This is a genomic window from Mycolicibacterium sp. HS_4_1, from assembly GCF_054515875.1.
Genome location: NZ_CM137261.1, coordinates 5,157,999 through 5,177,683, shown reverse-complemented (window position 1 = coordinate 5,177,683; position 19,685 = coordinate 5,157,999). Strand labels below are relative to the sequence as shown.

The 19,685-nt window shown below is 67.7% G+C and carries 20 protein-coding genes; 12 read left to right on the top strand and 8 right to left on the bottom strand.

Features of this window, described 5'->3' with window-relative positions:
* Window positions 1–17: 17 nt before the first annotated feature.
* The 3 genes from ACX12F_RS25055 to ACX12F_RS25045 are packed head-to-tail and all read right to left on the bottom strand — an operon-like array spanning window position 18 to window position 2,524.
* Window positions 18–455, bottom strand: coding sequence for an FHA domain-containing protein (locus tag ACX12F_RS25055; protein WP_459366972.1), 438 nt, complete (start codon window positions 453–455; stop codon window positions 18–20).
* 57 nt (window positions 456–512) lie between these two features.
* A complete protein-coding gene (locus tag ACX12F_RS25050; protein WP_459366971.1) occupies window positions 513–2,150 on the bottom strand; it encodes a SulP family inorganic anion transporter in 1,638 nt (545 codons plus the stop codon).
* Window positions 2,147–2,524 (bottom strand): ArsR/SmtB family transcription factor, encoded by a 378-nt coding sequence (locus tag ACX12F_RS25045; RefSeq protein ID WP_459370497.1) that lies wholly within the window; start codon window positions 2,522–2,524, stop codon window positions 2,147–2,149. Before ACX12F_RS25045 ends, ACX12F_RS25050 begins: the two co-directional genes overlap by 4 nt.
* A 154-nt stretch (window positions 2,525–2,678) precedes the next feature.
* Between ACX12F_RS25045 and ACX12F_RS25040 the strand changes: the two genes are divergently transcribed.
* Entirely contained in the window at window positions 2,679–2,996 is a 318-nt protein-coding gene (locus tag ACX12F_RS25040) for a hypothetical protein (protein WP_459366970.1), read from the top strand.
* Between the two features lie 2 nt (window positions 2,997–2,998).
* Here the strand turns inward: ACX12F_RS25040 and ACX12F_RS25035 are convergent, their stop codons facing one another.
* Complete coding sequence (locus tag ACX12F_RS25035) at window positions 2,999–3,748, bottom strand: MBL fold metallo-hydrolase (protein ID WP_459366969.1); 750 nt, start codon at window positions 3,746–3,748, stop codon at window positions 2,999–3,001.
* A gap of 113 nt (window positions 3,749–3,861) precedes the next feature.
* Here ACX12F_RS25035 and fgd point away from each other — a divergent pair, with 113 nt between their 5' ends.
* The 4 genes from fgd to ACX12F_RS25015 all read left to right on the top strand — a co-directional run bounded on the left by fgd (window position 3,862) and on the right by ACX12F_RS25015 (window position 9,067).
* Window positions 3,862–4,872, top strand: a complete 1,011-nt coding sequence (fgd, locus tag ACX12F_RS25030) for a glucose-6-phosphate dehydrogenase (coenzyme-F420) (RefSeq protein ID WP_459366968.1) — start codon at window positions 3,862–3,864, stop codon at window positions 4,870–4,872.
* A gap of 29 nt (window positions 4,873–4,901) precedes the next feature.
* Entirely contained in the window at window positions 4,902–6,971 is a 2,070-nt protein-coding gene (gene pta / locus ACX12F_RS25025; protein WP_459366967.1) for a phosphate acetyltransferase, read from the top strand.
* Window positions 6,968–8,092 (top strand): acetate kinase, encoded by a 1,125-nt coding sequence (locus ACX12F_RS25020; RefSeq protein ID WP_459366966.1) that lies wholly within the window; start codon window positions 6,968–6,970, stop codon window positions 8,090–8,092. Before pta ends, ACX12F_RS25020 begins: the two co-directional genes overlap by 4 nt.
* A gap of 81 nt (window positions 8,093–8,173) precedes the next feature.
* Window positions 8,174–9,067 carry a cytochrome c oxidase assembly protein gene (locus tag ACX12F_RS25015; RefSeq protein WP_459370496.1) on the top strand — a complete coding sequence of 298 codons (894 nt, stop codon included), beginning with the start codon at window positions 8,174–8,176 and terminating at the stop codon, window positions 9,065–9,067.
* Window positions 9,068–9,242: 175 nt separating this feature from the next.
* Here the strand turns inward: ACX12F_RS25015 and ACX12F_RS25010 are convergent, their stop codons facing one another.
* The 3 genes from ACX12F_RS25010 to glnX are packed head-to-tail and all read right to left on the bottom strand — an operon-like array spanning window position 9,243 to window position 13,794.
* Window positions 9,243–11,516, bottom strand: a complete 2,274-nt coding sequence (locus ACX12F_RS25010) for a serine/threonine-protein kinase PknG (protein ID WP_459370495.1) — start codon at window positions 11,514–11,516, stop codon at window positions 9,243–9,245.
* A complete protein-coding gene (locus tag ACX12F_RS25005) occupies window positions 11,516–12,469 on the bottom strand; it encodes a glutamate ABC transporter substrate-binding protein (protein WP_459366965.1) in 954 nt (317 codons plus the stop codon). Before ACX12F_RS25005 ends, ACX12F_RS25010 begins: the two co-directional genes overlap by 1 nt.
* Before the next feature lie 8 nt (window positions 12,470–12,477).
* On the bottom strand, window positions 12,478–13,794 hold the full coding sequence (glnX, locus tag ACX12F_RS25000; protein ID WP_459366964.1) for a protein kinase G-activating protein GlnX: 1,317 nt from the start codon (window positions 13,792–13,794) through the stop codon (window positions 12,478–12,480).
* 195 nt (window positions 13,795–13,989) lie between these two features.
* Here glnX and ACX12F_RS24995 point away from each other — a divergent pair, with 195 nt between their 5' ends.
* Entirely contained in the window at window positions 13,990–14,475 is a 486-nt protein-coding gene (locus ACX12F_RS24995; protein WP_459366963.1) for an NUDIX hydrolase, read from the top strand.
* Here the strand turns inward: ACX12F_RS24995 and thiE are convergent.
* Window positions 14,465–15,142, bottom strand: a complete 678-nt coding sequence (gene thiE / locus ACX12F_RS24990; protein ID WP_459366962.1) for a thiamine phosphate synthase — start codon at window positions 15,140–15,142, stop codon at window positions 14,465–14,467. The genes ACX12F_RS24995 and thiE overlap by 11 nt on opposite strands.
* Before the next feature lie 130 nt (window positions 15,143–15,272).
* Here thiE and thiO point away from each other — a divergent pair, with 130 nt between their 5' ends.
* Genes thiO through ACX12F_RS24960 form a run of 6 tightly spaced genes read left to right on the top strand, consistent with a single transcriptional unit; the run spans window position 15,273 to window position 19,658 of the window.
* Complete coding sequence (thiO, locus tag ACX12F_RS24985) at window positions 15,273–16,292, top strand: glycine oxidase ThiO (protein ID WP_459366961.1); 1,020 nt, start codon at window positions 15,273–15,275, stop codon at window positions 16,290–16,292.
* Complete coding sequence (thiS, locus tag ACX12F_RS24980; protein WP_138232603.1) at window positions 16,286–16,483, top strand: sulfur carrier protein ThiS; 198 nt, start codon at window positions 16,286–16,288, stop codon at window positions 16,481–16,483. The genes thiO and thiS overlap by 7 nt, the downstream gene beginning before the upstream one ends.
* 7 nt (window positions 16,484–16,490) lie before the next feature.
* Entirely contained in the window at window positions 16,491–17,249 is a 759-nt protein-coding gene (gene thiG, locus ACX12F_RS24975) for a thiazole synthase (protein ID WP_459366960.1), read from the top strand.
* Window positions 17,246–18,013: an SGNH/GDSL hydrolase family protein gene (locus ACX12F_RS24970; RefSeq protein WP_459366959.1), complete on the top strand. Its 768-nt coding sequence runs from the start codon at window positions 17,246–17,248 to the stop codon at window positions 18,011–18,013. Before thiG ends, ACX12F_RS24970 begins: the two co-directional genes overlap by 4 nt.
* A complete protein-coding gene (locus tag ACX12F_RS24965; protein WP_459366958.1) occupies window positions 18,010–18,912 on the top strand; it encodes an ABC transporter ATP-binding protein in 903 nt (300 codons plus the stop codon). Before ACX12F_RS24970 ends, ACX12F_RS24965 begins: the two co-directional genes overlap by 4 nt.
* A complete protein-coding gene (locus tag ACX12F_RS24960) occupies window positions 18,912–19,658 on the top strand; it encodes an ABC transporter permease (protein WP_459366957.1) in 747 nt (248 codons plus the stop codon). Before ACX12F_RS24965 ends, ACX12F_RS24960 begins: the two co-directional genes overlap by 1 nt.
* The last annotated feature ends 27 nt before the right edge of the window (window positions 19,659–19,685 follow it).

Here is a 19,685-nt window from a genome sequence, read left to right as displayed (position 1 = left end):
GGCGTGGCACATGGCGCTCAGGAGCGTCGCGGGCCGTGCGGTTGGCAGGTGAAGGTGAGACGGAATTTGCCGATCTCGATTTCGTCGCCGCTGGTGAGCGGGAGGGATTGGATTTGGGTGCCGTTGACGTAGGTGCCGTTGAGGCTACCGGCGTCGAAGATCCAGTATTCGCCGTCGAGCCAACGGATTTGCGCATGGTGACGGCTGACGGTGATGTCATCGAGAAACACCGTGCTGTCGGGGTGCCGGCCGGTGGCGACGACGGCATCGGTGAGCAGGAACCGCCCGGCGGTACCGGGGCCGCGGGTGATCACGAGGACGCCCGAGCCTGGACGTACCCCGGATACCGCCGGGTGCAGGGCGTGGCCTTTGGCGGGTTCACCGACGGCGCGGTGCAGTGCGGTGGCGTCGATGGCGGTGCCATCGGTGGTGGGAGCATGGCTGGTCAGGCTCATATCTGGTTCCTCGCTTAGACGGGGTTCGACGGAATGCGGCCGTGCCGGGTTGGGGCGCTACCGGGTGGTGTGGCTGCGGGCGTGGGCGATGGCGTCGTCCAGGGTGTCGATGAGATGGTTCTCATGGCGCAGCGAGTCGATGATGCCGACACCTGCGAGCAGGTCTCGGTGTTCGGGTCGGACGCCTTTGATGATCACGGTGATGCCCCGTGCCTCGAGGTCTTCGGCGATGTGGGTCAGGGTGTGCGCGCCGGTGGCGTCGAGCATGCCGAGTTGGGACAGCCGGATGATCACGACCGACGTGTCGGGATGGTTGCCATCGGTGATGGCGGTTGAGATCCGTTCGGCCGCACCGAAGAACATGGCGCCGTCGAGCCGGAGCAACGCGATGTGCTCGTCGCCGGGCACATACGGGCCGGGCAGGTCCTCGCGGGTGACGCTGCTCCGCCGGGCCAGCGTGCGCAGCGCGAACAGCGCTGTGGCGGCGATACCGATCTCGACGGCCTGGATCAGATCGAAACAGACGGTGACGGTCGCGGTGAGCAGGAAGGTCACCGCGCCCGAGCGGGTGGATCGCAGAATCCGGGTGACCGTGTGGGGTGCGATCATCCGGCACGCCGTGACCATCAGTACCGCCGACAGTGCTGCGAGCGGGATCGCACCGACGGGGCCGCTGACCAGATACACCACGGCGAGCAGCATCATCGAGTGCACGATCGCCGCGACCCGGGTGCGCGCACCGGAACGCACATTGACCGCGGTGCGGGCGATCGCTCCGGTTGCCGGCATGCCGCCGAACACTCCCGAGGCCACCGATGCCAGTCCTTGCCCCAGCAGTTCCCGGTTCGGGTCGTAGGGCCCGGTCGGGGACATCGTCGCTGCCACTCGTGCCGACAGCAGTGATTCGATCGCGGCCAGCGCGGCGATCGCCAGCGCCGCACCGAACAGAGAGTGCAGCGCCGTCAGATCGGCGTGTGGCCATACCGGTGTCGGTAGCCGCGACGGCAGGTCCCCGATGACCGACGCCGGCAACTTGGTAGCCACCACCAGTGCGGTCGCCGCGACCACCGCGACCAACGACGCCGGCACCGCACGATGCAACCGCGGCAGGACGACCATCAGCACCGCCACCAGCGCGGTGACGAACAGTGCGGGCCGCGCCGCACCCATGTCGATGTGCGAGACGACGTCGGCCGCTGCCATCAGGGGGGATCGTCCAGCAGGTGCCGGCTGCCCGAGTGCGGCGGGGATTTGCTGCAGGAAAATGATGATGGCGATACCGAGGGTGAATCCTTCGATCACGGGCCACGGGATGAAGGTCACGGCGCGCCCCACACCGGTGATGCCTGCGGCCACGACGATGACCCCGGCCAAGATGGTGACCAGGGCGACACTGCCCAACCCGTACTGAGCCACGATCGGCGCCAGTACCACCGTCATCGCCCCGGTCGGCCCGGATACCTGGACGTGCGAGCCGCCGAATATCGCGGCCACCAGCCCGGCCACGACCGCGGTGACCAGACCAGCTGCCGCGCCGACGCCCGAACTGATGCCGAACGCCAGCGCCAACGGCAACGCCACCACTCCGACCGTCACCCCGGCCAGGACATCACGACGCCACGAGCGGCTCAGGCCGGCATAGTCCATACGTGACGGCAACAACCGGGCGATGCGGTCACCGGCGGCGCTGATCATCGACCCGTGCCGATCGGCGGTAGCGAGCCGACAACATCGAGCTGATCACGTTGAGCCGCAAGGGTATCGGCAAGAAAGGTCCGTGCGATGACCAACAGCTCAGCAATCTTCGGATGGGCCAGCGTGTAGTGCACCGCGTTGCCCGTCCGATTCGCGGTGACCACGTGGTGGCGTTTGAGTACGGCCAGATGCTGCGAGAGCAGCGTCGGCTCGATATCGCTGGCCGCGAGGATGTCGCTCACCGCGGTCGGGCCGTCGGAGGTCGACACGATCTCCAGCACCCTGATGCGGGCCGGGTGCGCCAAGGCTTTGAAGAGGTTCGCCTTGATCTCATACAGCGGCCGTTCGGGGCCATTGAGCACGTTGTCGACCACTGCGGCACCTCCTGATTGACGAATTGATGGAATTCGCAATTGAGTATAGTTGATGTTGCTCTCCGGCAATGACCAGCATCATCATGCGCCGGATCCCCAGCTGGAGGCTCCAGAATTGGGGTCGATCCGACGGTCCGGTGGATACGCTTGATTGGTGCTTTCCGGTTGGACCGTCGGGTGTCTGCTGCTGGTCGCCGCGCTGGTCGTGCTGGCGACCGGTATGGTCGCGCGGACCCGCTTCGTCCGGATGGCCGAGGACAACCCGCACCGGCGCCGGGCGCGCGCAGTGCGCTGGTCCGCCTTCGGTCGGGTGTTCTATGGCCCGATCAACCGTGATGCGCAGGGCAACAACATCTTTGACGACGAAGAGCTCGACCACATGTTCTTCCTGCCGGCCGTCGTCGTGGCGGGCGGCCTGCTGCTGGCCGGGCTGTTCGTGCTGTTCCTGGAACTCGTCAAGCGCAGCGTCTGAGTTCAGCTCCGCCGAAGGGCCAGCTCGGCAGCTTCACGGACCGGGCCACGCCACGCGGGGCCGTGGCCCGGCAGCAGCACCTGGGTGTCCAGCAGGCCGAGCGCGGACAGGCTCCGTTCGCATGCGGCCTGGTCGTGGTTGAACATCTGCGGCAGCAGTTGCGGGCCGCCCTTGGTGAGCACCGGGTGTCCGGTGATGATGGCGTCGCCGGCCACCAGCACGTCGCCGAACACGTATGAGCAGTGCCCGCCGGTGTGCCCCGGGCTCGGGATCAGCTGCGGGCTGCCCGGCAGTGTGGTCGCGACGTCCGCGGTGAGCGCCTGCGCGCCGGGGATGCCCTCGCGCACCAGCGCGCCCTTGCCGACGATGGTCAGTGACCAGGCCAGGTACCGCGGGTTCCAGGCCCGCGTCAGTAGATCGGTCGGTGAAACCTGTTCTAGATACTCGCGTTTGGCGTGGCCGACTTCGGCGCCGTGACAGAACACTGGCGTGCCATGGGTTTTGGCGAACCAGATCGCCGCGCCGAGGTGGTCGACGTGAGCGTGCGTGAGCAGAATCGCCCGCACGTCGCCGGCCTCGAAGCCCAGGTCGCGCAGGGAACGGAGGACGTCGTCGCGCTGGCCCGGGTAGCCGGCGTCGATCAGGATCACCCCGCTGCCGTCGCTGACCAGGGTCCAGTTCACCAGATCGGTCTGGGCGAAGTGAACGTTGAAGTCAACATTCTCGGAGATCGCGCTCAGGGCTGCCGCCATGAGGCGAGTGTAGGCAGAGTAGAAAAGTAGGTGCATGCGGACGCGAGGAGCAATTGGGCGTATGCGCACGCGAGGAGCAATGTCGCGGCAGCAAGCGAACAGGAACGGAACTCATGGCTGAACTCAGGCTGGGATACAAGGCGTCGGCGGAGCAGTTCGCCCCGCGTGAACTTGTCGAGCTGGCGGTGGCCGCCGAAGCGGCGGGCATGGACAGCGCCACCGTCAGTGATCACTTCCAGCCATGGCGCCACACCGGCGGCCACGCCCCGTTCTCCCTGGCCTGGATGACCGCCGTGGGCGAGCGCACCGAGCGGCTGATCCTGGGCACCTCGGTGCTGACCCCGACGTTCCGCTACAACCCGGCCGTCATCGCGCAGGCGTTCGCGACCATGGGCTGTCTGTACCCGGACCGGATCTTCCTGGGCATCGGCACCGGGGAGGCGCTCAACGAGATCGCCACCGGTTATGAAGGCGAATGGCCGGAGTTCAAAGAAAGGTATGCGCGGCTGCGCGAGTCCGTGCGGCTGATGCGTGAGCTGTGGCTCGGCGACCGCGTCGACTTCGAAGGCGAGTACTACAAGACCAAGGGCGCCTCGATCTACGACGTGCCCGAGGGTGGCATCCCGATCTACATCGCCGCGGGCGGGCCGCAGGTGGCCAAGTACGCCGGCCGTGCGGGCGACGGTTTCATCTGCACCTCGGGCAAGGGCGAGGAGTTGTACAAGGACAAGCTGATCCCCGCTATGCGCGAGGGTGCCGAGGCGGCGGGCAAGAACCCCGACGATATCGACCGGATGATCGAGATCAAGATCTCCTACGATCCGGACCCCGCTCTGGCGTTGGAGAACACCCGGTTCTGGGCGCCGCTGTCGCTGACGGCCGAGCAGAAGCACTCCATCGACGACCCGATCGAGATGGAAGCGGCCGCCGACGCGCTGCCTATCGAGCAGGTCGCCAAGCGCTGGATCGTGGCGTCGGACCCGGACGAAGCCGTCGAGAAGGTCAAGCAGTATGTCGACTGGGGCCTGAACCACCTGGTGTTCCATGACCCCCGGCAGGACCAGCGTCGTTTTCTGGAGCTGTTCAAGACCGATCTTGAGCCTCGGCTGCGCAAGCTGGCCTGACGGACGACGTGGCTCGATAGGCTGTCGCCGTGCCCGAAGCAACCGCGATCTACATCGCCTCACCTGAAGGCGACACCGGCAAGTCGACCATCGCGCTAGGGCTGTTGCACCGGCTGGCGGCCACGGTCGCCAGGGTCGGGGTGTTCCGGCCGATAACGCGCGCCGGCGACGGCCCCGACTACATCCTCGAGCTGCTGTTGACCCACACCACCGCGGGTCTGGAGTACGACGACTGCGTGGGTGTCACCTACCAGCAGCTGCACGAAGACACGGATGCGGCGATCGCCGACATCGTCGACCGGTACCACCGCGTCGCCGACAAGTGCGATGCCGTGGTGATCGTGGGCAGTGACTACTCCGACGTCGCGTCGCCGACCGAACTGTCGGTGAACGCGCGCATCGCGGTCAATCTGGGCGCGCCGGTGCTGCTTTCGGTGCGGGGCGCGGAGCGCACTCCTGACGAGGTCGCCCACGTCGTGGAGTTGTGTCTGGCCGAGCTGGCGGTGCAGCACGCGCACACCGCCGCGGTGGTGGCCAACCGGTGCGCGCCTGACGAATTGGCTGCGGTCGCTGCTGCTTTGGCGCGGTTCGCGCCGAAAAGCTATGTCCTGCCCGAGGAACCGTTGCTCTCCGCGCCGTCGGTGGCCGAGCTGCGTGACGCGGTGCACGGCACGGTGCTCAGCGGTGACGCCGAGCTGCTGAGCCGTGAAGTGATGGGTGTGATGGTCGCGGGTATGACGGCCGAGCACTGCCTCGAGCGTCTCACCGACGCCATGGCCGTCATCACCCCGGGCGACCGGTCGGACGTGGTGCTGGCGATCGCCAGCGCCCATGCGGCAGAAAACTTTCCGTCGATCTCGTGCCTGGTTCTCAACGGTGGCCTGCCGCTGCATCCGTCGATCGCGAAGCTGGTCGCGGGCCTTGGGCTGCGGTTACCGATCGTGGCCACCGACTTGGGTACCTATGACACCGCGCGCGCCGCGTCGCTGGCCAAGGGTCGGGTGACGGCCACGTCGCTTCGTAAGATCGACACGGCGCTGACCTTGATGGACAAGCATGTCGATGTGACGGATCTGCTTGCCCAGCTTGCGGTTCCGATTCCTACCGTCACCACGCCGCAGATGTTCACCCATCAGCTCCAGGACCGGGCCCGGGCCGACCGGAAGCGCATCGTCTTGCCCGAAGGTGACGATGACCGGATTCTGCGCGCCGCGGGCCGGCTGCTCGCCCGTTCCGTTGCCGACCTCACCATTCTCGGTGACGAGCCGACGGTGCGGGCGCGGGCCGCCGAGCTGGGTGTGGATCTGTCGGCCGCCGTGGTGCTGAATCCACGGACCAGCGAGTTGTGCGACCAGTTCGCGGTGCAGTACGCCGAACTGCGCAAGAAGAAGGGCGTGACGCTCGAGCAGGCCCGCGAAATCATCCACGACGTCTCGTATTTCGGCACCATGCTTGTGCACAACAACATGGTCGACGGCATGGTGTCCGGTGCCGTTCACACCACCGCGCACACCGTGCGGCCGGCGTTCGAGATCATCCGCACCGCGCCGGACATCTCGACGGTGTCGAGCATCTTCCTGATGTGTCTGGCAGATCGGGTGCTGGCCTACGGTGACTGCGCGATCGTGCCGGACCCCACATCCGAGCAACTCGCCGACATCGCGATCAGCTCGGCGCAGACCGCCGCGCAGTTCGGGATCGAGCCGCGCGTGGCCATGCTGTCCTACTCGACAGGCGATTCGGGGACGGGCGCGGACGTCGACAAGGTCAGGGCAGCAACGGAATTGGTGCGCAAGCGGGCGCCGGAGCTGTTGGTCGAAGGGCCCATCCAGTACGACGCCGCGGTGGAGCCTTCGGTGGCCGCGACCAAGATGCCGGATTCGCCGGTGGCCGGCCGGGCGACGGTGCTGATCTTCCCGGATCTCAACACCGGCAACAACACGTACAAGGCGGTGCAGCGCAGCGCGGGCGCCATCGCGATCGGCCCGGTGCTGCAGGGCCTGAACAAACCCGTGAACGACTTGTCCCGCGGCGCCCTTGTCGAGGACATCGTCAATACCGTTGCCATCACGGCGATTCAGGCTCAAGGAGCGAAATGAGCGGGCCCGTACTGGTTCTCAACTGCGGCTCGTCGTCGGTGAAATACCGACTGGTGCAACCGGCTTCGGGCGAGTCACTGGCTGACGGCGTGATCGAGCGGGTCGAGGATTACCCGAAGGCGTTGCAGCAGGTGTTCGATGCGGTCAAGGCCGCCGGAGTGTCGGCCGGCGAGATCGCGTGCGTCGGTCACCGCGTCGTGCATGGTGGCCGGCGGTTCTACCGGCCGACGCTGATCGGTGACGAGCTGATCGCCGAACTCGAAAAGCTCGCCCCGCTGGCGCCGCTGCACAATCCGCCGGGGCTGATGGGCATCAACGCGGCCCGCAAGCTGCTGCCGGACGTACCGCATGTCGCGGTGTTCGACACGGCCTTCTTCCACAACCTGCCCGCGGCCGCCGCCGAGTACGCGATCGACCGGGATGTGGCCGACAAGTGGCACATTCGCCGGTACGGCTTCCACGGCACGTCGCACCAGTACGTCAGCGAGCAGGCCGCACAGTTCCTGGGCCTGCCCCTCGAATCGGTGAATCAGATTGTCCTGCATCTGGGTAATGGTGCGTCGGCGTCGGCCATCGCTGGCGGCCGGCCCATCGACACCTCGATGGGCCTGACACCCATGGAGGGCTTGGTGATGGGCACCCGCTCCGGTGACGTTGACCCCGGCATCATCATGTACCTGTCGCGCGCCGCCGGAATGTCGATCGAGGAGATCGACGTTCTGCTGAACCGCCACTCGGGCGTATCGGGACTGGGCGGTGCCACCGATTTCCGCGAGCTGCACAAGCGCATCGATGACGGTGACGAAGCGGCCCAGCTGGCCTACGACGTCTACATCCACCGGCTGCGCAAGTACATCGGCGGCTACCTGGCGTTGTTGGGCGGAGCCGACGTCGTCACCTTCACCGCCGGGGTGGGCGAGAACGACGCCTCGGTCCGCCGGGATGCGCTCGCCGGGCTGTTGGCTCTCGGGATCGAGGTCGACGAGGAGCGCAACCGGTCCACGGTGCGCGGGGCCCGGCGGATCTCCACGGATACCTCGCCGGTGAGCGTGCTGGTGATCCCCACCGATGAAGAGCTGGCCATCGCGCGGGCCTGCGTCGAGGTCTGCAAGGTTTCCTGAAGGAACCTCCCAGGGTAGGGGCGTAGCTTGCGCCTCGTGCACCCTTTGACCGGGACATTTGACCCTGTGGCTGTGGTGTTGATGCTGCTCGGCATCGGCGCCCTGGTTTGGACCTGTCGGCGCACCCCGGTGACCCGGAACCAGCTGTGGTGTTTCGGCGTCGCAGCCGTGGTGTGGGCGGTATCGACGCTCAGCGCCCTCGCGGTCTACGCGCCGGCGCTGTTTTGGGTACGCGCCCTCCAAGTCCTGCTGTTGCTCTACGTCGTGCCCTTCTTCTTCGCGCTGAGCCGCCCGGTCGCGACGATGCGGGCCGTGCTCAGTCCATCGGTGCAGGAGCGCGTCGACGCGGTGCTGAATTCCGCCCCGGCGCGACTGCTCCTGTCGCCTCCGGTGACCTCGGTGCTGATGCTGGCGACGCCGTGGCTGCTGTACCTGACGCCGTGGTACCTCGCGTCGATGACCGGGCCACTGGCCGCCGTGACCCGGCTTGTGCTGCTGGGCATCGGCTTCGCCTACTTCTATGCCCGCTTGCAGGTCGACCCGGTGCCGCGGCGTTACCCGCCGCTGCTGTCTATCGGGATCAGCGTGGCCGAGGGTCTCGGCGACGGCATCCTCGGTCTGGTGTTGTGGCTCGGCCCGGTGATCGCCTACGACTATTACGCCGGACTGCACCGCGACTTCGGCCCGAGCATCCGCCAGGACCAGACGTTCGGCGCCGGGATCTTGTGGATTCTGGGTGACGTCCTGGGTGTGCCGTTCATCTTGCTCCTGATGCGGGCGCTGGGTTCTGACGAACGACGCAAGGCGGCGGAGGTCGATGCCGAGCTGGACGCGGCCGAGTTGGCGGCGCCCGCCGAACCGGCAGGGCCGGCGATGCAGGCCGATTCTGCCACCCAGTCCGCTTCCGAAGCCGAGGCCCCGGCGTCCGGACTGTGGTGGCAGAACGACCCGCAGCTGCGGGACCGATATCGGTGAATCGCGGTCTCCGGCGGTCCCTCCCGGACATGCCGGAGCGAGACCTGTCATCACGAGCTGACAGTGTCATCATGAGTTGACGATGTCGCCCGGTGTTGACAGGTCCGTATCGCAAGTGGTCAGAAGTGAGGCGACACGCCAGGACCGACACACCGACGGGGCTTCGGCGCCACCGCTAGAACGTACTGATCGGCCGCACGTTGTTGGCCAGGTCCACCAGCGCGTAACGGTGCGCCTTCGTTGGCGCCACCCGGGCCAGCGCGCGCAAGGAGGCCTCGACTCCGAGGCGTAGACCGTGTTCGGTGAACGGGAAGCCCAGGATGTGGTTGGTGCTGGCGGTGTGGTCGGCCAGCCAGTCCAGGGCCGTGCCGAGCACCAGCGTCCGGATCTGCAGCACACGCGGTTCGGTTTCCGGCAACGCCTCCACTCGGCGTGCGGCATCGCGGATTTGGCGTTCGGTGATCTCAGCGGTGGTGGCCGCCGACAACAGTGTGACGGCGCTGGTCAGTCGCGCCGTGGTGAAATGTCTCGAGGTGGCCGGAACTTCGTCGAGGGTGTGAACCGCGGCTTCGCGGTCGCCGGCCATAGCCTGCACCCGGGCCCGCCCGAAACCGGCTGAGATGATGCCGTTGTCGGTGTTCCACACCGTCTGATAGAAGGCCCGCTCAGCCTCCGACCCGGACAGTTCGGCGGTGGCCGCCAAGGCCACCTTGGGCGCCAGTTCGCCCGGCAGGGTGTTGAGAACCTCGGTGAAATCCGTTGTCGCCGCGGCATAGTCACCGGACAGCAGTGCGCCGACCGCGCGGAACCACACGAGCCGCCAGTGCCAACCGATCCGGTCGGCCAGGTTCTCCAGCTTCCGGTTGGCCTTGGCGACATCGCCCAGGTCGAGTAGCGCGCGCACTTCCATCAGCGGCAGCTCGACCGACTGTGACAGATCCACCCCTTCGGAGTCGAGCGAGCCTTCCCGGGCCGCGCGCAACGAATCCAGGGTCTGCACCGGCTGGCTCAGCACGGTGGCCGACAACACCGTCGCGCCGACGTCGGCCGGGTCGACCAGCGGCACCTGCAGGGCCCGGACAATCTCAGGTGCGGTGATCTTCTCGGTGTGCACCTGCCCGTCGATGTACACGTCGGTGTGGGCCACCAGCATGTTGACGCCGAACGTCGAGCGCGACGGGCTGAACACCGACGATAGACCGGGCCGCGGTGTGCCCGTGTCCTGGGCGACCACCTCACGCAGTACGCCGAGCAGCTGCCCGGACATCTCTTCGGCGCTGCCGAACCGCCGGCGCGGGTCGGGATCGATCGCGCGCCGCAGCAGCCGGCCGAACGAATCGTATTGGGCCAGAATCGGATCGTCCTCGGGCAGCCCATCGACGTAGCGGCCCTTGTCCGTCTTCAGGTTCAGCGTCAGCGCCGCGAGGGTGCGGCCGACGGTGTAGATGTCGGTGACGACGGTCGGGCCGGTCCGGACGATCTCCGGCGCCTGGTAACCCGGTGTGCCGTACAGGAATCCGAACGAGTTGATCCGTGACACCGCGCCGAGGTCGATGAGCTTGAGCTGTTCCTCGGTGAGCATGAGGTTCTCGGGCTTGAGGTCGTTGTAGACCAGGCCGACGGAGTGCAGGTAGCCGAGCGCGGGCAGGATCTCCAGCATGTAGGCGATCGCCTGGGCCACCGGCAGTTTGGCGCCCTTCACCTGCTTCAGCGAGATGCCGCCGACATACTCCATCACGATGTAGCCGACCGGGTCGCCGTGTTTGTCGGCGTGTTCGACGAAGTTGAAGATCTTCACGATCGCGGGATGGGTGACCTCGGCGAGGAACTGCCGCTCGGCCATGGCGATCGCCTGCGCCTCGGCGTCGCCGGAGTGCACCAGGCCTTTGAGCACGACCGGCCGGTTGTTGACGTTGGTGTCCAGCGCCAGGTAGATCCAACCCAGCCCACCGTGGGCGATGCAGCCCTTGACCTCGTACTGGTCGGCCACCATGGTGCCCGGGCTCAGTTGCGGCAGAAACGAATACGCGGCCCCGCAGTGCGGGCACGAGCCTTCGGACTGGCCGGGTTCACCGTTCTCGGACCGACCGACCGGCTTGCCGCAGGACCAGCAGAAGCGCTTGGCTTCGGCCACCACGGGATTGGTCATCAGCGCCGAGAGGGGATCCTGGTCCACCATTCGAGGCACCTCGACCAGGCCACCGCCCAGGCGACGGATGGGGGAGACCCGGGTGGTCGCGGTGACGAGACTGGTGGGGGCGGAATCGCGTTCAGGCGGAACGGGCACCGGGATGCTGGCCGAGTCGTCGAACTGCGGCCGGAACACCGCTTGCGTGCCCATCGGCCGCATCGTGGCCAACGAGTCCCACGTCACCTCGACGGCCTGGGTTCCGGGGTCGGTGTCGGGACCCGCGTCCACCGGGCCGGTCGTCGCTTCGCTGTCGGGCATCAGTCGCTGTACCTCGGTACGGGTGGGTTCGGCGTCGAGCCCAGCACGGTCAACCACTTGCGGTACAACGTGTTCCACGTTCCGTCGCGGCGAATCCGCTCCAGCGTTCCGTTGACGAACCGGACCAGCCCGGTGTTGTTCAGGTTGATGCCGATGCCGTACGGCTCCTCGGCCATGTTGGGCCCGACGATGTGCAGGTACGGGTCCTGCGCCACGAGGCCGGCCAGGATGGCGTCATCTGTGGACACGGCGTCGGCCTGTCGCTGTTGTAGCGCCACCAGGCAGTCCGCCCAGGTGACCGCTTCGACGAGGATCGGCGGCGGGGTGATGCGCTGCAGCCGCGCCTTCGAGGTGGTGGCCGTGACGACGCACACCCGCTTGCCGGAGAGGTCCGCGGGCTTGCGGATGTCGGAGTCGCGGGCGGCGAGGATGCGCTGTTTGGCGGAGAAGTACTCGGCCGAGAAGTTCACCAGCTTGCGGCGTTCGCAGGTGATGCTCATGGTCTTCACCACGATGTCGACGGTGTTGTGTTGCAGTGCCGAGATCCGGTCGTTGTCCGACAAGATCCGGTACTCGACCTGTGACGGGGTGCCGAAGATGTCGCGTGCCACCTCACCGGCGATGTCGACGTCGAAGCCGGTGATCTGGCCCGTGATCGGGTCGCGGAAGGCGAAGAGGTTGCTGCCGATGTCGAGCCCGACGATCAGCCGGCCCCTGTCCTTGATGTTGGTGACGGCCGCCGCCGCGGCCTCGGGCGTCGGGAACGGCCGCAGGCTCGCGGTGCAGTCGGACTTGTCCTCGGGGCCCAGGTCCGGCACCGCGGTCTGCACCTGCATGCCGGCGGGTGTGGGCGGCGCGATGGTGATGCTCGGCGGTCCTGCCGCGGGTGGGGCCTCGCCGCAGCCGGCGGCCACCAGTACCGCCACCATCGCCGGGACCAATCGAGAACGCATTGCAAGACTCATCGGTATTCACTCAACCTCGGCCACAGCCCGAGCGCCACTGCCACCGCCGCGGCGAGGCTCAGTGCCGCCGCGCCCACCGTCGCTCCCGACAGCGCCTGACGCCCGTTGAGGATGTCGCTGCGGAGCTGTTTACGGCTTTCGGCGATGCCCTTGGCGAGGGCCTCATCGAGCTTGTCGAAGGCAGGCGTCGAGTCGTCTTCGCTCGTGCCCAGGGCCACCTGCGTCGCGGATTGGTAGTTGCCGGTCGAGATGTAGGCGTTGATCCGGTCGTCGGCGGCGCGCCAGCGGCGTACCAGCTGATCGGCCCCCTCCAGGTCCTTCTTGCCGATCGCGTCGGGGCGCCGCATGTAGTCCGCCAGCTGTTGTTGGAGGGCGTCGATGCGGTGGTAGTACGACTGCTTGCGGACGCTCTCGTCGCCGCGCCGGATCAGCGACAGTGTCTCGTCGGCACGGGCTTGCTGTGCCGTGATGGCCATGCTGGTCACGGTTTGCAGCGAGGCCGCGGCGTTGCGGGCGTGCCGGGTGTCCGTGGTCGAGATGACGAGAGTGGCCCCGATCCAGACGATCATGATCAGGACTGCCATGCCCCCGGCCACGAAACCGATGTTGACGCGGCGGCGGGTGTGCCTCGCCAGCCAGCGGTTCGAGAAGAAGCCGAACATCAGCGTGGCCGCGACTACCAGGATCACCGGTGCGGGAACCTGCGACGAGCCGCTGGTCTCCGAATTCACGCGCGCCGAGGTGCTGTCGTAGAGCCGTTGCGCGTCGGGCAGGATCTGCGTCTGCATCAGCCATGACGCCTCGGACAGGTAGGACGAACCGACCGGGTTACCCGCGCGATTGTTGGTCCGGGCGGTTTCCACGAGCCCGGTGTAAACCGCCAGCTCTGCGTTGATGTGCCCGAGCACCTGCACCATGCGTTCATCGGTCAGCCCGCTCGAGGCCGCGGTGACCGCGACCGCGGCGTCGGTGATCGCCTGCTCGTAGCGTTGCCGAACGTCCTGCGGTTCGGAGCCGGCGATGAAGGCGGTGCCTGCGGCGGCGTCGGCGACGGACAGCGTGGTGTAGAGCTGACCGGCCGCGAACGCCAGCGGCTCCGTGTGATCGAGCACGGTGGTCAGGGCCTGCTGGCGGGCGTGGATGGTCGTGGACGTGGCGAACGCGCACGCGATGACCAGGCCGGCCAGCGTCAATCCGATGAGCAGGATGCGGCCGGGTGTGGTCCACATGAACCACCAACGGGTGTGTGCGGGAGTTCCGGGTGACCGAGAAGCCACGGGCTCGGTTGAAGGGTGCGCCAACTCCACCGTCACGTGTGCGCCGACCTCAACTTTCCGGACCCCTTGACCCTGCCGAACTCGTTTAATAGAAGTCTAAGAGCTTGCGGCGCGCGGGGGGTGGATTCCCCGTCGGCCGGGTCCCAAATGTTTGTCAGATTCCACGCCCTACGCGCCGACTCTGCCAACATCGAAACTTGGCATCAATAGCAGGGTCCTATTGTGGGTTTCGTGCAGGGCGACGGTGACGGATGGGTGCTTGCGGCTGACGGCTCCCACTTCTGGGGCCGCCATGGCGCGGCCGGGCTTCTGCTGCGGGCGCCGCAGCCGGGTGGCGGAGCGGCGGTGCTCTTGCAGTACCGCGCGCCGTGGAGTCATCAAGGGGGCACCTGGGCGCTGCCGGGTGGGGCGCGGGACAGTCACGAAACCGTCGAGGAAGCCGCCGTCCGCGAGGCCTATGAAGAAGCAGGGTTGGAGGCGCATCAATTGACGGTTCGGACCACGGTCGTCACCGCGACGGCGATCGGCGAGGTCTGGACGTACACGACGGTGATCGCGGACGCGCCCGAACAACTCGAGACCGTGCCCAACCGCGAGAGCGTCGAACTGCGCTGGGTCTCCGAGGACGATGTCACCTCACTGCCGCTGCATCCCGGGTTCGCCGCGAGTTGGGAGCGCCTGCGCAGCGTGACGGCGGATATCCCGCTCAGTTCGTAGACGCCTGCGGCAAGGCCGCTTTGAGTGCCCGGGCTGCCGCAGCCGGATCCTCTGCAGCAGTGATGGCCCGCACCACCACGATGCGGCGCGCGCCGGCGGTCACCACCTCGGGGACGCGGGCCAGGTCGATGCCACCGATGGCGAACCAGGGTTTGTCGGTTCCGGATGCGGCGGCGGCGCGGACCAGGTCCAGCCCGGGTGCGGTGCGGCCCGGCTTGGTGGGCGTCGGCCAGCACGGGCCGACGCAGAAGTAGTCGACGTCTTCGGTCACGGAGACGGCCAGCTGCTGCTCGTCGTGGGTGGAGCGGCCGAACAGCGGATCGGGCCCGACGATCTCGCGGGCCAGGGACAGGGGCAGATCGTCCTGGCCCAGGTGCAGCACGTCGGCGTGCGCCCCGCGGGCGATGTCGGCCCGGTCGTTCACGGCGAACAGCGCACCGTGCCGCCGCGCCGCGTCGGCCAGCACCTCCAGCGCCGCCAGCTCCTGCTTGGCCTCCAGTGGACCGAACTGTGCCTCACCGGCCGAGCCCTTGTCGCGCAGCTGGATGATGTCCACGCCCCCGGCCAGCGCAGCGTCGGCGAACTCGGCCAGGTCACCGCGCTCCCGGCGCGCGTCGGTGCACAGGTAGAGGGATGCGGACTGCAGACGCTGGGTGGGTTTAGGCACAGCGCGACGGTAGCGACTACCGTGGACGCCGCAACACGGGAGTCCCGGGACCGGGGACTGAGAGTGGGGTCGTCCTACCCTTACCGTCACACCTGATCCGGATCATGCCGGCGAAGGGAGAAGAGGGATCGTGCCGTTGGACCTTGCTGTCGTTGGTGGCGGCGTCATCGGTCTCGCGGTGGCGCGCCGCGCGGCGCTGGACGGGTGGTCGGTGCGAGTGCACCGGGCCGAGGAGAGCGGCGCCTCGTGGGTCGCCGGCGGCATGCTCGCACCGCACTCCGAGGGCTGGCCGGGCGAGCAGGACCAGTTGCGGCTGGGCCTGGACTCCCTGGCACTCTGGCACGGCGGGTTCCTTGATGGGCTGCCCGACGACGTGGTCACCGCGCGCGACTCGCTCGTGGTCGCGGTCGACCGGGCCGATGCGGCGGACATCCGCACCGTCGCCGAGTGGCTCGCGGCGCAGGGCCATCCCGTGACCGTGACCACCGCCGCCCGCGATGTCGAACCGTTGCTGGCGCAGGGGATTCGCCATGGCTTCCGCGCGGAAACCGAACTCGCCGTGGACAACCGGCTGGTGGTCGAGGGCCTCATCGCGCATTGTGACCGGCTGGGTGTGCAGTGGGCGGGCCCGGTCGACTCGCTCGAGCAGACGCGCGACGCGGGTATCACGGTGCTGGCCAATGGGATCGACGCGCCGGCCCTGTGGCCCGGTCTGCCGATTCGCCCGGTGAAGGGCGAGATTCTGCGGCTGCGGTGGCGCAAGGGGTGTATGCCGTTGCCGCAGCGGGTGGTTCGGGCCCGGGTTCATGGCCGGCAGGTCTACCTGGTGCCCCGTGCGGACGGTGTGGTGGTCGGCGCGACCCAGTACGAGCACGGCCGGGACATCGCGCCTACGGTCACCGGGGTACGCGACCTTCTCGATGATGCCTGTGCGGTGATGCCGGCACTCGGTGAATACGAACTGGCCGAATGCGCGGCGGGACTGCGGCCGATGACTCCGGACGGCCTGCCGATCGTGGGCTGGCTGGACGACCGCACCTTGTCGGCGACCGGTCACGGGCGGAACGGCTTTCTGCTGGCCGCGTGGACCGCACAACGGATTTCGGAACTGCTTGCGGGTGAGGTGAAAGAGAAGGTGGCTCTGTGCTGATCACAGTCAACGATGAGAGCGTGGAGATTCGCGAAGGCACCACGGTAGCGGAATTGATCGACACACTGGGCTTTCCGGACAAGGGCATCGCCGTCGCTGTGGATTGGGCGGTGCTGCCGCGATCGGAGTGGGACGACGTCCTGACCGAGGGCGTCAAGATCGAGGTCGTGACGGCGGTGCAGGGTGGCTGAGGTCTGTATGTCTGCCGATGTCTTGCGCATCGCCGATCGGGAATTCGGCTCCCGGCTCATCATGGGCACCGGCGGCGCGGCCAACCTGTCGATCCTGGAGGAGGCGCTCGTCGCCTCGGGCACCGAGCTGACCACCGTCGCGATGCGCCGGATCGATGCCGAAACCGGTACCGGCGTACTGGATTTGCTGCGCAAGCTCGGCATCGCGGCGCTCCCCAACACCGCCGGCTGTCGCGGCGCGGCCGAAGCGGTGCTGACGGCGCAGTTGGCGCGCGAAGCGTTGCAGACCAACTGGGTGAAACTCGAAGTGATCGCCGACGAGCGCACGCTGCTGCCGGACGCGATCGAATTGGTGCGTGCTGCAGAACAATTGGTGGACGACGGCTTCGTCGTCCTGCCCTACACCAACGACGACCCGGTGCTGGCCAGGCGACTCGAGGACACCGGTTGTGCGGCGGTCATGCCGTTGGGTGCACCCATCGGCACCGGGCTGGGTATCTCCAACCCGCACAACATCGAGATGATCGTCGCGGCCGCCGGGGTGCCGGTGGTGCTCGACGCCGGTATCGGTACGGCCAGCGATGCGGCCCTGGCGATGGAACTGGGTTGCGACGCCGTGCTTCTCGCGACCGCGGTGACCCGGGCCTCGGATCCGCCGATGATGGCGGCCGCCATGGCCGCCGCGGTCACCGCCGGCCGGTTGGCCAGCCGGGCCGGCCGCGTGCCCAAGCGGTTCTGGGCGCAGGCATCCAGCCCGGCGCTATGACGGAGCGCTACGTCGCCCTCGGTAGTTCGATGGCGGCGGGACCCGGCATCAAACCGGCAGCCTCGGGCGCGCCGAGGCGGTCCGGCAGGTCGGCGGTCAACTATCCGCATCTCGTCGCCGCGCGACTCGGTTACGACCTTGTCGACGTGACGTTTTCGGGTGCCACCACCGCGCACGTACTCTCGCAGCGGCAGTTCGGTGAGCCGCCGCAGGTCCATGCCCTGGACGGGTCGGAGTCATTGGTCACCATCACCATCGGTGGCAACGACGCCGGATACGTGCCGATGCTCGGTGCCGCGTGCCTGCCCCGCTTCTTGCGGTCGGTGCCCTTCGCCGGCGGATTGCTACGCGGACTGCTTGATGAGACGGTGCGGGACCAGGCCCTCGACGCCGTGGGTGAGTCACTGAAAACCGTTGGGCGAGAAGTGCACCGGCGTGCGCCGCAGGCGCGGGTGCTGTTCGTCGACTATCTCACACTCCTGCCGCCGGCCGGTGTGCCCGCGCCGCCGATCGGTGCCGCGGAAGCCGATCTGGGCCGGCACGTCGCCGCCCGCCTGGCCGAGCTGACGGCCGCGGCCGCCGCCGAGACCGGTTGTGAATTGGTGCGGGCGGCGGACGGCAGTCGTGATCATCACGCGTGGTCGGCCGATCCCTGGACCACAGCGTTTCACGTACCGCTGCCCGGCCGGGTGGCGCCGCTACATCCCAATGCCGCAGGTATGCGAGCCGTCGCCGGGCTGGTCGTGAAGGCCCTGACGAGATGATCCAACTGAACGGCCTGACAAAGGATTTCGGCCGAACACGAGCTGTCGATGACTTGACGTGCACCGTCGAGCCGGGCGTCGTCACCGGATTTCTCGGACCCAACGGCGCCGGCAAGTCCACCACGATGCGGATGATCGTCGGGCTGGACCGGCCGACCGCCGGAACCGCCACCGTGCTGGGTAAGCGGTACCGAGATCTCACGTCGCCGTTGCGCAGTGTCGGTGCCCTGCTCGACGCGCGCCAGGTGCATCCCAATCGGACGGCCCGGGCTCATCTGCGGTGGCTGGCCGCCGCCAATCGCTTGCCGGCGACCAGGGTCGACGAGGTGCTCGGACTCGTGGGTCTGGGCGAGGTGGCGAACAAACGGGCGGGGTCGTTCTCACTAGGCATGGCGCAGCGACTCGGCATCGCGGCCGCCCTGCTCGGCGATCCTGAGGTCCTGCTGTTCGACGAACCGGTCAACGGCCTCGACCCCGAAGGTATCCGGTGGGTGCGCACCCTGATGCGCGGCCTGGCCGCCGAGGGCCGGACGGTGCTGGTGTCGAGTCACCTGCTGGCCGAGATGGCCAACACCGCAGATCGATTGGTGGTCATCGGTCGCGGTCGGCTGATCGCCGCGACCACCATGGCCGAGTTCGTGGCCCGAGCGGGTCAAGGGGTGGTCCGAGCGCGGAGCCCACAACTCGAGCGGCTGCGGGAAGTGTTGACCGCACAGGGAGTTTCGGTGCAGAGCGAGGGTGAGGTACTGACGGTGACCGACTGTCCGTCAGAACGTGTCGGGGACGTGGCCGCGGCCCACGGCATCACGCTGCACGAGCTCAGCTCCCGGCAGGTGTCACTGGAGGATGCCTATCTGCGGCTGACCGACGGCGCTGTCGATTATCGGTCGGTTTCCTGATGCTCGCGACGCTGAACGCCGAACGCATCAAATTGCAGTCCACCCGCGCGCCGGTGTGGACGACGCTGTCGGTCGCAGTGTTGGGCCTCGGGTTCGCAGCCCTCCAGGCCGGTGGAATGCCGTACAGCTATCTGCCACCGGAGCGCGCGGCCCTCGGGGTGAGCGTGTTCGGCGTTCCCGTGCTGATGATCTTGTCCGCGTTGTCGGTGACGAATGAGTTCGGTACCGGGATGATTCGCGCGACGTTCCTGGCTACGCCACATCGTGGTGTCGTGCTGGCCGCCAAAGCTGCCGTCGCCGGCCTGTTTTCCGGAGTCGTCACGGCGGTCATGATGGTGGGGGCCATCGGGTTGGCGCGGTCGCTGTTGTCCAGCGAGCGCGCTGGAGATCTCGAGCTGTCGGGGGCGGAGGTCTGGCGGGCAGTCGGCGCCACCAGCCTGTACGCGGTGCTGGGGGCGGTGCTGGCGGTGGCGTTGGGGGCCTTGCTGCGCCACACCGCGGGCGTGGTCGCGGTGCTCGTGCTGATGCCGTTCGTCGTGGAGCCGTTGCTCGGCACAGTTCCGCAGATCGGTGGCCGCATCGGGCCGTTGCTGCCCTTCTCCAACGCTTACACGTTCACCAAAACTCCCCTGTTCCAGACGTTCACGATGTGGTGGGGGCCAGTCGGCGCCGCGCTGTACTTCGCCGCGGTGGTGGCAACGGTGTTCACGGTCGCCGTGGGGACACTGGTCCGGCGAGATCCGTGACGATAGCGCTGACGCGCCCTCGCGCGG

Bases quoted from the DNA above. Each gene is read 5' to 3' on its own strand.
- ACX12F_RS25055 (WP_459366972.1), bottom strand. From the start codon at position 455: ATGAGCCTGACCAGCCATGCTCCCACCACCGATGGCACCGCCATCGAC.
- ACX12F_RS25050 (WP_459366971.1), bottom strand. From the start codon at position 2,150: ATGATCAGCGCCGCCGGTGACCGCATCGCCCGGTTGTTGCCGTCACGT.
- ACX12F_RS25035 (WP_459366969.1), bottom strand. From the start codon at position 3,748: ATGGCGGCAGCCCTGAGCGCGATCTCCGAGAATGTTGACTTCAACGTT.
- fgd (WP_459366968.1), top strand. From the start codon at position 3,862: ATGGCTGAACTCAGGCTGGGATACAAGGCGTCGGCGGAGCAGTTCGCC.
- ACX12F_RS25020 (WP_459366966.1), top strand. From the start codon at position 6,968: ATGAGCGGGCCCGTACTGGTTCTCAACTGCGGCTCGTCGTCGGTGAAA.
- ACX12F_RS25015 (WP_459370496.1), top strand. From the start codon at position 8,174: ATGCTGCTCGGCATCGGCGCCCTGGTTTGGACCTGTCGGCGCACCCCG.
- ACX12F_RS25010 (WP_459370495.1), bottom strand. From the start codon at position 11,516: ATGCCCGACAGCGAAGCGACGACCGGCCCGGTGGACGCGGGTCCCGAC.
- ACX12F_RS25005 (WP_459366965.1), bottom strand. From the start codon at position 12,469: ATGCGTTCTCGATTGGTCCCGGCGATGGTGGCGGTACTGGTGGCCGCC.
- thiG (WP_459366960.1), top strand. From the start codon at position 16,491: ATGTCTGCCGATGTCTTGCGCATCGCCGATCGGGAATTCGGCTCCCGG.
- ACX12F_RS24970 (WP_459366959.1), top strand. From the start codon at position 17,246: ATGACGGAGCGCTACGTCGCCCTCGGTAGTTCGATGGCGGCGGGACCC.
- ACX12F_RS24965 (WP_459366958.1), top strand. From the start codon at position 18,010: ATGATCCAACTGAACGGCCTGACAAAGGATTTCGGCCGAACACGAGCT.
- ACX12F_RS24960 (WP_459366957.1), top strand. From the start codon at position 18,912: ATGCTCGCGACGCTGAACGCCGAACGCATCAAATTGCAGTCCACCCGC.